The 14529-nt window shown below is 35.0% G+C and carries 16 protein-coding genes; 13 read left to right on the top strand and 3 right to left on the bottom strand.

Going from position 1 to position 14529, the window contains the following annotated elements; all coding sequences use genetic code 11:
* The first annotated feature begins 15 nt into the window (after positions 1–15).
* The 4 genes from pdhA (at position 16) to nhaC (ending at position 4847) form a co-directional block, all read left to right on the top strand.
* Positions 16–1077, top strand: coding sequence for a pyruvate dehydrogenase (acetyl-transferring) E1 component subunit alpha (gene pdhA, locus SPD48_RS07950; protein WP_336257556.1), 1062 nt, complete (start codon positions 16–18; stop codon positions 1075–1077).
* Between the two features lie 6 nt (positions 1078–1083).
* Positions 1084–2100, top strand: coding sequence for an alpha-ketoacid dehydrogenase subunit beta (locus tag SPD48_RS07945; RefSeq protein WP_336257721.1), 1017 nt, complete (start codon positions 1084–1086; stop codon positions 2098–2100).
* 12 nt (positions 2101–2112) lie between these two features.
* Positions 2113–3339: a dihydrolipoamide acetyltransferase family protein gene (locus tag SPD48_RS07940; RefSeq protein ID WP_336257555.1), complete on the top strand. Its 1227-nt coding sequence runs from the start codon at positions 2113–2115 to the stop codon at positions 3337–3339.
* Positions 3340–3467: 128 nt separating this feature from the next.
* Positions 3468–4847, top strand: a complete 1380-nt coding sequence (gene nhaC, locus SPD48_RS07935; RefSeq protein WP_336257554.1) for a Na+/H+ antiporter NhaC — start codon at positions 3468–3470, stop codon at positions 4845–4847.
* A gap of 190 nt (positions 4848–5037) precedes the next feature.
* Here nhaC and SPD48_RS07930 read toward each other — a convergent pair whose 3' ends face one another.
* Positions 5038–5397, bottom strand: a complete 360-nt coding sequence (locus SPD48_RS07930) for a general stress protein (protein WP_336257553.1) — start codon at positions 5395–5397, stop codon at positions 5038–5040.
* A gap of 257 nt (positions 5398–5654) precedes the next feature.
* Between SPD48_RS07930 and SPD48_RS07925 the strand changes: the two genes are divergently transcribed.
* The 3 genes from SPD48_RS07925 to SPD48_RS07915 all read left to right on the top strand — a co-directional run bounded on the left by SPD48_RS07925 (position 5655) and on the right by SPD48_RS07915 (position 7827).
* On the top strand, positions 5655–6893 hold the full coding sequence (locus tag SPD48_RS07925; protein ID WP_336257552.1) for a hypothetical protein: 1239 nt from the start codon (positions 5655–5657) through the stop codon (positions 6891–6893).
* A gap of 23 nt (positions 6894–6916) precedes the next feature.
* Positions 6917–7075, top strand: coding sequence for a hypothetical protein (locus SPD48_RS07920; RefSeq protein WP_336257551.1), 159 nt, complete (start codon positions 6917–6919; stop codon positions 7073–7075).
* Between the two features lie 422 nt (positions 7076–7497).
* Entirely contained in the window at positions 7498–7827 is a 330-nt protein-coding gene (locus tag SPD48_RS07915) for a general stress protein (RefSeq protein ID WP_336257720.1), read from the top strand.
* Between the two features lie 48 nt (positions 7828–7875).
* Here SPD48_RS07915 and SPD48_RS07910 read toward each other — a convergent pair whose 3' ends face one another.
* Complete coding sequence (locus tag SPD48_RS07910) at positions 7876–8061, bottom strand: hypothetical protein (protein ID WP_336257550.1); 186 nt, start codon at positions 8059–8061, stop codon at positions 7876–7878.
* A gap of 525 nt (positions 8062–8586) precedes the next feature.
* Here SPD48_RS07910 and SPD48_RS07905 point away from each other — a divergent pair.
* On the top strand, positions 8587–9705 hold the full coding sequence (locus tag SPD48_RS07905; RefSeq protein WP_336257549.1) for a YkvI family membrane protein: 1119 nt from the start codon (positions 8587–8589) through the stop codon (positions 9703–9705).
* 395 nt (positions 9706–10100) lie between these two features.
* Here SPD48_RS07905 and SPD48_RS07900 read toward each other — a convergent pair whose 3' ends face one another.
* Positions 10101–10367, bottom strand: coding sequence for a phosphocarrier protein HPr (locus tag SPD48_RS07900; protein ID WP_336257548.1), 267 nt, complete (start codon positions 10365–10367; stop codon positions 10101–10103).
* Positions 10368–10541: 174 nt separating this feature from the next.
* On the opposite strand from SPD48_RS07900, the gene SPD48_RS07895 reads away from it, so the two are divergent.
* From SPD48_RS07895 to SPD48_RS07875, 5 genes are all read left to right on the top strand, one after another.
* Positions 10542–11201 (top strand): phosphatase PAP2 family protein, encoded by a 660-nt coding sequence (locus SPD48_RS07895; protein ID WP_336257547.1) that lies wholly within the window; start codon positions 10542–10544, stop codon positions 11199–11201.
* A gap of 81 nt (positions 11202–11282) precedes the next feature.
* Positions 11283–12941, top strand: coding sequence for an AAA family ATPase (locus SPD48_RS07890; RefSeq protein ID WP_336257546.1), 1659 nt, complete (start codon positions 11283–11285; stop codon positions 12939–12941).
* A gap of 19 nt (positions 12942–12960) precedes the next feature.
* Positions 12961–13404, top strand: coding sequence for a hypothetical protein (locus SPD48_RS07885; RefSeq protein ID WP_336257545.1), 444 nt, complete (start codon positions 12961–12963; stop codon positions 13402–13404).
* A 4-nt stretch (positions 13405–13408) separates the two neighbouring features.
* Complete coding sequence (locus SPD48_RS07880) at positions 13409–13636, top strand: DUF2997 domain-containing protein (RefSeq protein ID WP_336257544.1); 228 nt, start codon at positions 13409–13411, stop codon at positions 13634–13636.
* Positions 13637–13639: 3 nt separating this feature from the next.
* Entirely contained in the window at positions 13640–14413 is a 774-nt protein-coding gene (locus tag SPD48_RS07875) for a ComEA family DNA-binding protein (RefSeq protein ID WP_336257543.1), read from the top strand.
* Positions 14414–14529 lie beyond the last annotated feature (116 nt).

Raw genomic sequence — 14529 nt, 5'->3', positions numbered from 1 at the left:
AGGATGAATATGAAGATGAAGGAAAAGTATCCATTAATGCAGATAGTTGATTCATCAGGAAATCTTGTATCCGGACAATATGAGTCTCAACTATCGGAAGAAAAGATAAAAAACTTCTTTTATCATATGACTCGTTTGCGAACGTATGATAGACGTGGAAAAGCATTGCAACGTCAAGGGAGGATTGGGACCTATGTGCCATTTGAAGGACAGGAGGCAGCTCAAGTTGGAAGTGCATTGGCCTTAGATGACAATGATTGGATGTTTCCAACATATCGGGATCATGGTGCTGCATTAGCATTCGGAGGAGATCTTGATCGTCTATTACTCTATTGGAATGGCCGAGTAGAAGGTGCTCTACCTTCACAGACAAAACGAATTTTACCAGCAGCTGTACCAATTGCTACACAACTTCCTCATGCAACTGGAGCGGCTATGGCGGAACAGTATAAAGGATCGAATCAAGCAGCGATAGCCTATTTTGGTGATGGGGCAACATCAGAAGGTGATTTTCATGAAGGGATCAATATTGCGAGTGTTTTTAAAGCCCCAGTTGTCTTTTTTAATCAAAATAATGGGTATGCAATATCGGTTCCAATTGAAAAACAAATGAATTCAGAAACAATTGCGCAAAAAGCAGTTGCATATGGAATTCCAGGCATTCGAGTGGATGGAATGGATGTTTTTGCAGTACATCTAGCTGTGCAAGAAGCACTTGAACGAGCACGTCGAGGAGAGGGGCCAACATTAATTGAAGCAGTGGTCTGCAGATTTGGGCCTCATACAACAGCTGATGATCCGACAAAGTATCGAGACCAAGAAAAAGTTGAAAAAATGCGTGAAGAAATAGATCCAATAGTACGATTAGAAAGGTTAATGAAAAATAAAAACATATGGGATGAGAATTGGGTTAGTCAAATGCAACATGAAGTGGAAGTGGAAGTAAATGACGCGGTCGAGCGCATGGAAAATCATGAAAAGCCTGATCCATCCGTAATGTTTGATTATGTCTTTGAAGATCCAACTTGGTCCATACAGGAACAAAAGGAAGATTTACTCGAAAGGAGTAGATTTTAAATGGTAATGACAGATAATCGGATAAGGGAACAAGAAATGTTCACGACAAATTCTTATACAGTTATTCAAGCTATTAACGATGGGTTAAAAACGATGCTGGCGACTAACAAGAAAGTATTATTACTCGGAGAAGATATAGGAGTAAATGGAGGCGTATTTAGAGCGACGGAAGGATTACAAAATGAATTTGGAGACCATCGGGTAATCGATACGCCTTTAAGTGAAGCAGGATTTGTCGGAACCGCAGTTGGCATGGCGTTAAATGGATTAAGTCCTATTGTGGAAATTCAATTTTTGGGATTTATTTATCCAGCATATGAACAAATTGCCACTCATGTATCACGTATGCGTTCTAGAACGTTAGGAAAGTATCATTTGCCGATGGTAATTCGTGCACCTTATGGAGCAGGAGTTGGTGCGCCGGAAATACATTCGGATAGCGCAGAAGCGTTGTTTACACATATGCCAGGAATAAAAGTAGTTTGTCCATCCAATGCTTACGATGCGAAAGGGTTATTAATTGCGTCAGTCGAAGATCCGGATCCTGTATTGTTTCTTGAGCCAATGCGTTTATATCGGGGGACTCGCCAAGAGGTACCAGCTAATAAATATTCGGTTGAATTAGGCAAGGGAACGTACATTAAAAAGGGAGATGATGTCTCCATTTTTGCTTGGGGAGCAATGGTTCCTGTTGCCGAAAAAGCAGCAATAGACATGAAAAAAGAGGGATACACATGTGAAGTTATCGATTTAAGAACATTATACCCACTCGATAAAGAGATCATTGCAGAATCTGTTCAAAAAACTGGCCGTGCTATTATCGTTCATGAAGCACATGGAACAGGGGGCGTCGGTAGCGAAATAACTTCTATCATTAATGACACCTCTTTTCTCTATTTAAAATCACCAGTTGAACGTGTAACCGGATTTGATGTACCTGTACCTTATTTTGCGATTGAACACGAGTATTTACCAACGCCTGAGCGGGTAAAAAAAGCGATTAAAAAATCTATTGAGTTTTAGGGGGTGAGTGTATTGGAAGTTAAATTTCATGATATTGGAGAAGGAATGACAGAAGGTGAAATAGTAAATTATTTTGTAAAAGTTGGAGATGAAATCGGTATAGATGAACCTTTACTAGAAGTACAGACAGATAAAATGGTTGCTGAAATCCCATCTCCAGTTGCAGGGAAGATTACTGCAATCCACTTTCAGCCAGGAGATACGATTACCGTTGGGGAAACTATTATAGAAATTGATAATGGTAAAAAGAAGACCACAAAAATGCAAAGTGAATCAGAAGGTGAAAAAGCACGCACTGAAAAGCACCCCCCCTTGCCAAAACGATATAATGGGATTTTAGCAGCACCATATACACGTAAACTAGCTCGTGAATTAGGTGTTGAGATTGAAAAGATATCAGGAACAGGGCGAGCAGGGAGAGTGACCGAAGAAGATATATATGCATTTTTAAATAATACGAATCAACGATCAGAAACAGATAGCCAACTATTAGAAGGAAAAGAGAGCGTAAAAAAGGATACCAATACAGAGATACCAATTAAAGTAGATGATGAATCGATTCCATTCCAAGGGATTCGGAAACAAATTGCAAATAATTTAACCCACTCAGTTCGAACAATTCCTCATGTAACTCATTTTGATGAAGCAGATGTAACCAATTTACTGGAATATCGTAAAGAATTAACAAGTATTGGAGAAAATATTTCGATCGTGGCATTCTTCCTAAAGGGATTAGCTATTGCCCTTAAAGAACATCCAGTATTTAACGCGCAACTAAATGAAGAAAAAGAGATTATTAGATTGAATAGATCGTATCATATAGGGCTTGCAACGGATACAAAAGCAGGATTGCTTGTACCTGTTTTACGAAACATCGATTCAAAATCATTACGTCAAATTCATCAAGAAATGAAACAATTAACAGAAAAAGCACAACAAGGAAAATTAACAGCAAAAGAGATGCAAGGTGGAACATTTACAATTAGCAATGTAGGACCATTGGGAGGTACGTTTGCTACCCCAATAATTAACCATCCACAAACAGGTATAATGGCTTTTCATAAAACAAAACGTATACCAGTTGTTCTAGAAGAGGATAGTATTGTAATCCGTTCTATAATGACTATTTCTTTCTCCTTTGATCATCGGGTAGCTGATGGAGCGGATGCTGTACGATTTGTTAATCGTTTTATCGAATTACTAGAGGAGCCCAAAAAACTGTTTCTTGAATTAACGTAGGGATAAAGGGTATATTTGCTACATTTATGAAGTATTTTTATTTATTAATAGTTCTTAATCCATGATATTGAATGAAAATGCTGGCATAATAGAAGGGATATGTACAAAAAAGAAAAAGGAAGTTGAGAATGTTTCGGATTAAAACAGTACAAAACCCTTCATTTACAGAAGCAATAGGCGTCACCGTAGGTATTATTTTCATCATGAGTATAAGCATTATTTTTTTTGAGGCGCCCCCTCATATTCCATTGTTAATTTCGTTACTATTTTTGATTGTATATGGTCTAATAAAAGGTGTTTCCTATAGACAATTAGAAAACGGAATTTCAGAAGGAGCGAGAGCTGGTATAGCTGCAGCACTTCTGTTTTTTTTCATCGGTATTTTAATTGCTTCTTGGATGCTAGGCGGTACCATTCCTACCTTAATTTATGTAGGATTTACATTTGTTACTCCAAAGTTTTATTTGGCAGTTATTTTTTTAGTAACTGCAATTGTTGGAATAAGTGTAGGCAGTTCTCTTACAACGGTAGGAACGATTGGAGTTGCTTTTATAAGCATTTCCAGTGCAATTGATGTGTCACTTGCAATGACTGCTGGAGCTATTGTTTCAGGGGCTTTTTTCGGGGATAAAATGTCTCCGTTATCTGACACAACAAATATGGCATCATCCATTTTACAAGTTGATCTCTTTGATCATATTAAAAATATGGCATGGACGACAGTTCCGGCATTCCTTATAACTATCTTATTATTTGCTGTATTTTCTCCGGATGTATCAGCAAACAGCTTTGCAAATATTGAAAAATTCCAACAAGGGTTACTAGAAACAGGACTTGTAAACTGGTACAGTGGCATCATACCTATCTTCATATTAGTTGTCTTATCTGTAAAAAAAGCGCCTGCCTTATTAGCCTTAGCAGCTGGCTCTGTTAGCGCGATTTTTGTTTCGTTTTTTCATCAAAAATCAACTATTGGAGAAGTAATGGGAATTTTATTTGGTGGCTATCGTTCTCAAACTGGGATTGAAGAAATTGATTCTCTTTTAACACGCGGCGGAATCGAGAGTATGTTTTTTACTATTGGGATTGTATTATTAGCCCTTAGTTTAGGAGGATTATTATTTACTCTTGGAATTGTTCCCCGGTTGTTATCGGCAATCGAACAATCCTTACGTAAAGTCAGTTCTGTTATTTTTGCTTCAGCTTTGACAGCTATCGGTATTAACGTATTGATTGGAGAACAGTATCTTTCCATTTTATTAACTGGTGAGGCATATGTAGGCCAGTATGAAAAAGTAGGTTTGCAACCAATTAATCTAGCGCGTGTCGCCGAAGATGCGGGAACGGTTGTAAATCCGCTCGTTCCTTGGAGTGTATGTGGAGTTTTTATTGCAAGCGTGCTTGACGTATCCGTTTTAGCATATTTACCATTTGCATTTTTTTGCTTATTAAGTCCAATTCTCACTATCTTATTTGGAATGACAGGGAAAACATTAACGTATAAATAAACTCCCAAATCCAATTAATGACTTCGATAAGTACGCAGTTTTAGTCCTAAATATTGCGGGCTAAACTCGAGTTTACATGAATTGTAAATAATAAATCTCCCCTGAAGATTGTGATGTATACTTCAGGGGAGATTTTTATTTTAAATAAACTTTTGGTTTTATTGTAGTCTAACAGGCTTATGCTCACATATTAATACATCGCTCTATGTTCAGGCGGAGGAGTACCATTGTTGTTGATCAGAAGTAATACTTTACCTTGGTCTAATTTTTCTTCGAGTTCTTCCGATTCAAATTGAGAGTATCCCATCTGTTGTAATTTTTCGCGGAGTTCGTCTCCTTTATCACGGAACATATTTCCTACAGCTGTACCTAACCCCTCTTCTTCAATACCAATTGTATTTACATCAGCATTATCAGCCAGACGATTTGTACGATCATCATCATGTGTAAGAACATAGAGGTCTTCTCTATCAATTCCTTGAGCAGTAAGCTCCTGTACTTCTGTCACTAACGCAGTATCATCCATAAATTCTTTAACAGTAGGTTTCAATGAAATTTCCTCCTTCAAGAATTGAACACTCAAAATTCATTAGTTGCAGAATTCTGCTTTTGTAATCAAAAGTCGACTTATGTAAGAAGTACCCCGCTTGTTTAAAATTTAAACAATAAAAATATAAAAAATTTTCCTGTTTTTTTGTGTCCTACTTTATATGAACTTAGTTAATTATTTTTAAGTTTTACAGTTTTCGTTTTACCTTTTCCATGTAAGGCTATACAACAAGTAAAGAAGAAAGGGGATGAAAAACAATGACTGCAGAAATTGTCATTATGAACAAACATGGACTCTCATTAGCGGCAGACAGTGCCATAACAAGTGGACAAGAAGGGGTTAGAAAAGTATATAATTCAGCAAATAAGCTTTTTGCGTTATCGGAACAACATCCAGTAGGTTTGATGGTTTATGGTTCCGCTTCTTTTATGGAGATTCCCTGGGACATTATTCTTAAAACATTCAGTAATGAGTTAGGAAATAAAAAATTCAAGTACTTATCTGATTATATGGATCATTTTTTAGATTTTCTTCAAAAAGAAAAGCGTTTTTACCATGAAGAAGTAGAAGAAATCATTGTATATCGAACGTTTACAACGATTATTAAAGAAATTGTTAAAGAAGTAGAATCTACAATAGAAGAAGATGCAGATGCGAAAATGGAGCAAGAGTACGTTACGAATTGCTTAATAAAATGTGTAAAGAAAAATATTTCTTATTATAAGAAAAAAGACGTTTATCTTCAAATGAACTATGATTCTTTTTTAATGAAGTTTAATAGTACCGTAGAAGAAATTTGTAAAGAGGTAATCCCACATGAAACACCAGAAGAGCTGATGGAAAATTTGTATCGTCTAGCCTATGAAGTGGTAAAGCGAGATTTTTTCAGTGTAGGTAGCAGTGGGTTTGTAATTACTGGGTATGGCGAAAAAGAAATTTTTCCTCGTTTATTGAATTATCGACTTGAAGGATTTGTTTTTGAACAATTAAAATATAAAAAATTAAAAGAGAAAAGAATCAGTTACACGTATGATCAATATGATGGAACTGCATCTATTTCAGCATTTGGGCAAAGTGAAATGGTCGATTCTTTTATTGAAGGAATTGAACCAGATATGGAAGAGGCAATGTTCGGAATATTGGATAAAGTGTTAAAAAGTTATTATGATCAAATGCAACAATTATTAAATATTACCTTAACAAAAGATCAAGTTCAAAAGTTGGAAAAAATGGGTAATACAATATATGAATCAATTTCTGATGCTGTAGAAGAGTACAAAGAAAATAATTACTTACAACCTTTATTAGGAGTTGTTAGATCGCTTCCCGTTCGAGAACTGGCAGAAATGACAGAAACATTAATTAACTTAACATCTTTTAAAAGACGTGTTACACGAGTCACAGAGTCAGTAGGCCCACCTATTGATGTGGCAGTGATTACAAAAGGAGATGGATTTGTTTGGGTAAGACGTAAACAGGTTGTCGATCCAAAATAATTAGGATGAGAGGAGAAAACAAAATGATTAAAGAAAATAACGGTGTAAACAATACAAGTTATTTTAATCTGCCAGAAGAAGAACGTCTAGAGTTAGAATTAGAAAAGAAAGATAAAGAAGAAAAGAGAAAAACAGCAGAGAAAGTAATAAAAAAAGTTAAAGATAAATTTACACAAGAATAACTTTCAAAAACTTGGTGAGAATCAATTGCCAAGTTTTTTTAATTTTTACTCGTAAAACTACTCCAATTAGATAGCTAAATAAAGATAAAAGAAAAATCCAATCGTTTTAGTGTGTTCTTAAAATAGTGTGGAAGAGAGTGACAACCACCAACTTGTTCGATCTAATTTCTATTGGATAATAAAAATATGCACTCAGCTCAAGCCGATTTTCTCCCAGCAGCTAACTAAGTTTTTGTCCTTAGGATTTTTAAAGCAATATTGAAGTGAAGGTATAGAAGTATAGAGGGCTTTCTACGCGAAAATTCCAAATGCTTTTTTATAAAAATATAAAAAAAATGTTTATCTTGTCCTAAACGTGGAATACAACAACTGAAGGCGAAGACATGACGCCTAAATCTTTAAAAAAAGGAGCTGTGTTATATATGGCTAAAAAGAACAGAGGCAAGATGTCAGTCGAAGAAGCAGGTCAAAAAGGTGGAGAAGCAACTGCTCGAAACCATGACCGCGAATTTTATGAAGAAATAGGTAAAAAAGGTGGAGAAGCCACTTCCAAAAATCATGATCGTGAATTCTATGAAGAGATCGGTCAAAAAGGTGGAGAAGCAACTGCTCGAAACCATGACCGCGAATTTTATGAAGAGATTGGTCAAAAAGGTGGGGAAGCCACTTCCAAAAATCATGACCGCGAATTTTATGAAGATATCGGGGAAAAAGGTGGAAATAGAAGAGCTAAACAACGTAAAAATAAATAACTTCCCCAAAGATAGAGACCGAAAGACTTGGTCTCTATCTTTTTTATTTTATTTTCCCAACAGTGCTTTTACCCCAAGAAAGATTAATGCAACTGCAAATACGACCATGACTAGACTGCCGATAATTGTAAAAACACTTGCAATTTCAGCGGTAATTAAAGCAGAAGTTGGTAGATTTGCAAGTGCATAACCAGCTAAAATACATGCCAGATAAAGCAATGCAAGTGGGTTCATTTTCTCCACCTCCTTCTATATTATTATATGAAAATAGGTAATACAAGATTGGATTATTATTATGTAAAGGTAAAAAATAAATCTATACGTATTAAGCAGACAAGATAGGTATATCTTCCACACAAAATAAAAGAATTGGGTGTTCGGTTCTCCTTAATAAAGGGATTGTTACTTAACAGAATGTAAATAGCCAAAGGAATGGCTATTTCTATGTACGAAGAAATATATTTAGTAACATTTATCATAATAGACAAGAAGTTTGCGTATACATTAAATGATTTAATAAGTATGTAAACTTAACGAATATCAATGAGAATTGAACAATTAGTTCAGAATGATTTATTGATCACGGTAAAATTAGTTATGTTATAAAAACCTTATTTTTATATGTTCATACTGGCAATGGGAATCACTTTACTGCAAGATGTGCAATCGAGACAAGAAATGTAAAAACTACAATCATGGAAATAGCCAAAATTGGTTATTTCCATTTTATATATAAAATAAAAAGAGGGGTGTGTTGTCTTGAAAAATCTATTAGAAGGAAAGTATGGTAGGTACGTACTTCCAGCAGTAATTTTACAGTCAGTATTAATGGGAGGTGGTTTTGCTACTGGACGAGAAATTGTAGAGTTTGGAGCAAAGTATGGGGCATTGGGATGGCTTGGCGGTATTGGTATTTTTATAGGTTTTACAATTATGGCTATTCTTATGTTTGAATTTTCAAGAAAATTTCAATTATTCAATTATAGAACTTTATTAAGAGAATTAATTGGACCATTTTGGTTTTTGTTTGATATTGTTTATTTACTCTTAGCCATCTTAATTATTGCTATTATGGCTTCAGCTACCGGAGAAATTCTAAATAGTACGCTCGGTATGAATTACTGGGTAGGAGTTATATTAATCATAGTTATTGTTGGTATACTTAATTTTTACGGAAAAGGACTCATTGAACGCTTTAAAACATTAGGTACATTGTCTTTAATGATTGGTTATGTTATTTTCGCAACGCTAGTTATTGGGACGACGTGGGAAAGTGCACTCGAGGTTCTTCGTTCAGGTGACACAAGCTTTGTGACGGGGAAAGTATCTGTTTTTGCAGTGCTTTGGAGTGGTATTTTATATGTCGGATACAATTTAGCTGTTTATCCAGCCGCCTTATTTAGTATTAAACGTCAACAGTCAATTAAAGATTCAATTATTGCTGGAATTGTAGGCGGGATTTTAATGACTTTCCCGTGGTTCTTAACCTATTTTAGTCTGCTTGGACACTACCCAAAGGAAGAAGTGCTTGGTGCAACTGTGCCTTGGCTCGTTATGTTGGATGGGTTTCCGCTAATTGTAATTATAATATTTGGTGTTGTTGTCGGTTGGACTTTAATCGAAACAGCCTCAGGGATGATTCATGCTTTTGTTGACCGATTAGATTCACAAATTAAGGACATTGCTAATCAAGAGTTAACGGACCTTCAAAAAGGTGGTATCGCTGTAGGAACTTTAATTTTAGCCGTTATTTTAGCACAGGTTGGAATTATAGATTTAATATCAAAAGGATACACAGCAATGGCTTATGCAATGATTGTAGTATTTGCGGTGCCGTTATTAACGATTGGTGTTTATAAAATTTTCTTTAAGAAATAATGAAAATTAGAAATATATTTAGATCGGTGATTGAAGAAGTTCAATTATAAAAAGTATTAAAAAAGGTAGGGAGAAACTGTATAAACAGGATCCCTACCTTCATTATATTTTAGAATTTGAGTGTACTAATTCCAATACTTCGTAAGCGTTTCTCATCTCTCATCAAAAGAGCTTTGTCCACGAGTGTTTCCATTTCTAGCTTGTGTTGTTATTCACTTCTGGCAGATTAGGTAGAAGGGTCCTCATTGAAAACTCGTCTAATCTTAGACCTAATAGAAGAGGAATAGGAAGTGACTCACCAGAAATTTCTCCGTACATCCTTATTTAGCTGTATCAATAATTAATTTGTAAGCTTTACGAATGCAATACCGCGTAAAGCAGCAATGCCTAAGGCATCAGTCAGCAATCCCTTCCTTTTTTAATAATTCTTCAATACTATTCATCGCATCTTCTTCATCATGTCCGTCTGTAATAATAGTAAAAGTTGCGCCTTGGGGAATACCTAAAGACATCACACCCATTATTGACTTAACATTGACTTTTTTGTTTTTGTATTCTAGTTCCACATCGGAGGAAAATCTGCTTGCAACTTGGACTAATTGTGTTGCGGGTCTTGCATGTAACCCTGTTTCTCCTGTAACTGTAAATTGTTTGTTTATCATCTAACATGTTCCTTTCTTATTTTTAATGTATATACGCTATGTATTTAATATTAGTATAACACTATACGTTCTATATTTTTAAGATTACCATATATAAAGTAGGTTATGTAAGTTTTCGCTCTAGGTAGATCACATATCGCGTTAATAAATTAAAAAATAGGATAATTTGTTAATTTGCCCCAAAGAAAAGGAATGAAATTAGATATGCCAGTAAAACGTCTTATCGTACGCTTAACCTTATTTTTGATTCCAGCAATATGTATTATGTTTTGGATTTATGAATTAAAACAAGGAAAAATGCCATATATCGATCAAGTTACAAGAGAGTTTGTCTCTATGGTCGCGAACACTCCGGTTTATACACTTTTCAGATGGGTAACCGAATTAGGATCTAGAACATTTGTGCTTCCTTTTACGTTGATTATGATGGTAGTACTAGGATGGTTAACGAAAAGTGGTATTGTTCCGCTTATTTTTGGTTCTGGAACACTCGGTGCCCAATTATTAAATCGGATGATTAAACAGCTTATTGAAAGAGAACGTCCTAGTATATCAGCAGCATTGAATGCTCAAGGATACAGCTTTCCTTCAGGCCATGCGATGACTTCGATCGTCTGTTATGGATTGCTCGCTTATTTTTTAAGTCAAAGCTATCCAGAAAGGAAAAAAATTATCGTAATCTCATTTGGAATACTAATATTTTTAATTGGGATGAGCCGGTATTTTATTAACGTCCATTATATTACTGATATACTAACAGGATTTTTCTTCGGATATGTTTGGTTACTTTTTGTAATATTTTTGTATAGGAAACTAAAAAATTCTCCTAATTAGTGCTTTTGACCCCGATGAAAAAAAGACTTAAATGCTTTATAATTATATTAATTATTTTGCAATGAAGAGGTGGAGCTACTAATGGCAGAAAAATATACTTTTGCAACGAGGCTTGCTCACTATTTAAGAGCAAGATTTTCTTTTTTATCAATAACAACATGGGAAGAAGATCGCTTGATCAGAGATATTAAACGAATTTGCTCAGACGTTCAGCAAATTAAGACAATCAGAAATGTATATACATGGAGTATAACAGAAGGACTAATTTCAGATAAAGACACATCTCTGAGTAAATATAAACAGCCTATGCAAGCCCTTGAGCAGATCGAGAAAATAAATGAACCTTCTGTCATTATTTTAAAAGATTTTCATGTATTTTTGGGAGGAAACAGTCGACAAACGGACCATGCGATTGTTCGTCGAATCAGAGATTTGGTGTCAATAATTGAAAATGATCCAAATCCGAAGAATATTATCTTTGTTTCCCCACATTTCGAGATTCCTATGGAACTTGAGAAAGACATAATGGTTGTAGAATATGGACTTCCTACGTATAAAGAAATTGAAAAAGTGTTACAACAAATGATTAAATTAAATAAGAACAATCCGCGAATTACGGTTGATTTAACGAAAGAGGAAGAAGAACTTGTGATTAAAGCAGCGCTTGGACTCACAATTCAAGAAGCGGAAAATGCTTTTGCACTCTCCATGGTAATGGATGGCAGGCTTGATATTAACACAGTGGATCATGTATTAAGTGAAAAGCAGCAGATTATTAAGAAAAATGAGCTTTTAGAATATATACCTCAAGATCCTAGTTTAAATGATGTTGGTGGACTGGAAAATATTAAACGATGGCTCCGGAAAAGAAATAATACGTGGATGGGAATGGCAAGTGAGTATGGGCTGCCTGCGCCGAAAGGGTTATTAATTACTGGTGTTCCAGGTTGCGGTAAAAGTCTAATTGCAAAATCAGTTAGTTCTCTTTGGAAATTACCATTGTTAAAACTTGATATGGGAAAAATTTTTAGCGGAATTATTGGTAGTAGTGAAGAGAATATGCGTAAAGCTATTGAAACAGCTGAAGCGATTTCTCCTTCAATTTTATGGATCGATGAAATAGAAAAAGGATTTGCAGGTACAAGCGGAACAGGTGACAGCGGAACTGCTTCACGTATTTTTGCAACGTTTTTAAATTGGATGCAAGATAAAACTGCTCCAGTATTTTTAGTAGCAACAGCGAATGATATTAAGAGACTACCGCCTGAGTTTTTAAGAAAAGGCCGTTTTAATGAAATATTTTTTGTAGATCTTCCAACAGCTTCGGAAAGAAAAGCGATCTTTAAAATACATATTGAAAAACGTCTCGTTTCAGAAAAGGCGAAAAGTGAGTTTCCATTAAATGAAGAAACATATGAACACTTAGCAACCCTTACAGAAGGGTTTATCGGGGCTGAAATAGAACAAGTCGTGATTATAGGTCTTTTTGAAGCATTCGCTGAAGAACGTAGCCTGCAAATAAAAGATCTTGAAAAAGCAATTGAAGAAATGATTCCATTATCGATTACACAAGCAGAAGAAATAAAGAAATTACGTGAATGGGCTAGTGTGAGAGCTGTTACGGCAACTCTTCGAGAAGACCGAAAAGATTACGAGGAAGTATCTGAACAGGATAGAAAACCTATGCCGGCTGATCATGATCTACATGCAGTGCGTGGAGGAAGAATGTTAGATTTCTAGTTTAAGGGAGGATAATTAAGTGAGTTTATCATTAACATTAATACCAATTGCTATAGCTACCACATCCATTGTTTCTTATGCGTTGCAAGGTAAAGTTGAAGAGGGAGCTTATTATAAACTTGATACGAAAATTAAAGATGAAAATATACTTAAAGAAGCTCTTGAAAATCGTGGTAATGTAGTATCTCTTGATGAAAAACAGATTGAATCATCAATTGGTAACGTAGAAATTGTTTTTCAACGCCAAGAAGATGAAACGATTAGTGCCATCTTTCATGAAGATGTAAGTCTAGAAGATGCCGAAGCTTTTTTAAAAAATACGTATGAGGAATATACACGGATTGTACAGCATAATACATATGAAAAATTAATCGAACGTGCCAAAAATGAAGGATTATTACTTGAATCAGAAACCAGGAATGAAGATGATACGCTCGTATTAACGTTTCAAGTAAAGGAGTAAGAAGATGAAGAAAAAAATACGTTTAGAAATAACAGCTGCTGGTGAAATTCGTGCGAAAACAATTGGAATGAATGATGAGGAATGCTTAGATTATGTTGAAATTTTAGAGGAGTTATTAGATGCTGAAACGATTGATTCGACATTTACAGAAGAATTTTTGAGAGCTCAGCAGCATCAGTATCAAGAAGAACAGACAGAAGTGAAACAGCAAACAGAAGTTAAAGGAGAATAAGCTATGAATTCAATTACTCCTTTCGGAAAAAAGTGGGAATGGCGACATTCGCTATGGCTCATTTGGTTATTATTCCCATTCGGATTTTTATCCTATATTAGTATGTTTTATATTGGTGTTCGAGCACGAAAAATGAAATGGATTATTGCGGGATTTATTTATTTGCTTATAGTTGTTCAAGCATTCATTGTAATGGAAGTTTTTCCTGAGGAACATGTAATATATGACTTATCTTTAGGGTTATTAATCTTTGGTTGGATTTCGAATTGTGTACATGCATTTTTAGCTAGAATTGAATATTTAACCTTTCTTGCAAGGCAAATTGCCCCCGATAAAATTAATAAATTACATGGGAAATCGAGGTATAACGATAATATTGCATCACACCAAAAAGTCATAGGTAAGCAAAAGCCGGCACCTTCAAAACACACAATGAAACGAAAAAATACAAATAAGAAACCTAGAAAACAGCCTACATTGATTAATATTAATACAGCAAGTGAATCAAAACTGAAACAATTGCCTTCTGTAGGCCCATTTTTAGCTAAGGAAATTATTATTGTTAGGGAAAAAGTGTTTACATTTACGTCATATACACATTTAATTACTGCGTTAAATGTAAAACCTCACGTCCTTGCAAAAGCAAAACCATATATTGTCTTTTCGGATCAAGAGTTAAGACAAAGATCGAAGGAAAATAACAGTAATAATAAAAATACAACTAGTACAAAGAGTCCACCTACGAAAAAGCAAACTGGAAGAGTTGTTGACTATTAAAGATCGCATTTTTTACGTTTACAGTAAATGAACATGAGTTTACTAAATATAGTTATTCCTAGGGAGAAAACTAAGTCTTGGTATTTCGCACGAAGGGGTCCTCATCCGCAAAGGTA

The sequence above is a fragment of the Pseudogracilibacillus sp. SE30717A genome (genome assembly GCF_037071985.1).
Lineage (GTDB): Bacteria > Bacillota > Bacilli > Bacillales > Amphibacillaceae > Pseudogracilibacillus.
Note: the sequence above shows the minus strand (reverse complement) of the source record. Positions and strands in the feature narration are given on the sequence as shown.

Coding starts and splice junctions, on each gene's coding strand:
- pdhA (WP_336257556.1), top strand. CDS start 16: ATGAAGGAAAAGTATCCATTAATGCAGATAGTTGATTCATCAGGAAAT.
- SPD48_RS07945 (WP_336257721.1), top strand. CDS start 1,084: ATGACAGATAATCGGATAAGGGAACAAGAAATGTTCACGACAAATTCT.
- nhaC (WP_336257554.1), top strand. CDS start 3,468: ATGTTTCGGATTAAAACAGTACAAAACCCTTCATTTACAGAAGCAATA.
- SPD48_RS07925 (WP_336257552.1), top strand. CDS start 5,655: ATGACTGCAGAAATTGTCATTATGAACAAACATGGACTCTCATTAGCG.
- SPD48_RS07920 (WP_336257551.1), top strand. CDS start 6,917: ATGATTAAAGAAAATAACGGTGTAAACAATACAAGTTATTTTAATCTG.
- SPD48_RS07915 (WP_336257720.1), top strand. CDS start 7,498: ATGGCTAAAAAGAACAGAGGCAAGATGTCAGTCGAAGAAGCAGGTCAA.
- SPD48_RS07910 (WP_336257550.1), bottom strand. CDS start 8,061: ATGAACCCACTTGCATTGCTTTATCTGGCATGTATTTTAGCTGGTTAT.
- SPD48_RS07900 (WP_336257548.1), bottom strand. CDS start 10,367: ATGATAAACAAACAATTTACAGTTACAGGAGAAACAGGGTTACATGCA.
- SPD48_RS07890 (WP_336257546.1), top strand. CDS start 11,283: ATGGCAGAAAAATATACTTTTGCAACGAGGCTTGCTCACTATTTAAGA.
- SPD48_RS07880 (WP_336257544.1), top strand. CDS start 13,409: ATGAAGAAAAAAATACGTTTAGAAATAACAGCTGCTGGTGAAATTCGT.
- SPD48_RS07875 (WP_336257543.1), top strand. CDS start 13,640: ATGAATTCAATTACTCCTTTCGGAAAAAAGTGGGAATGGCGACATTCG.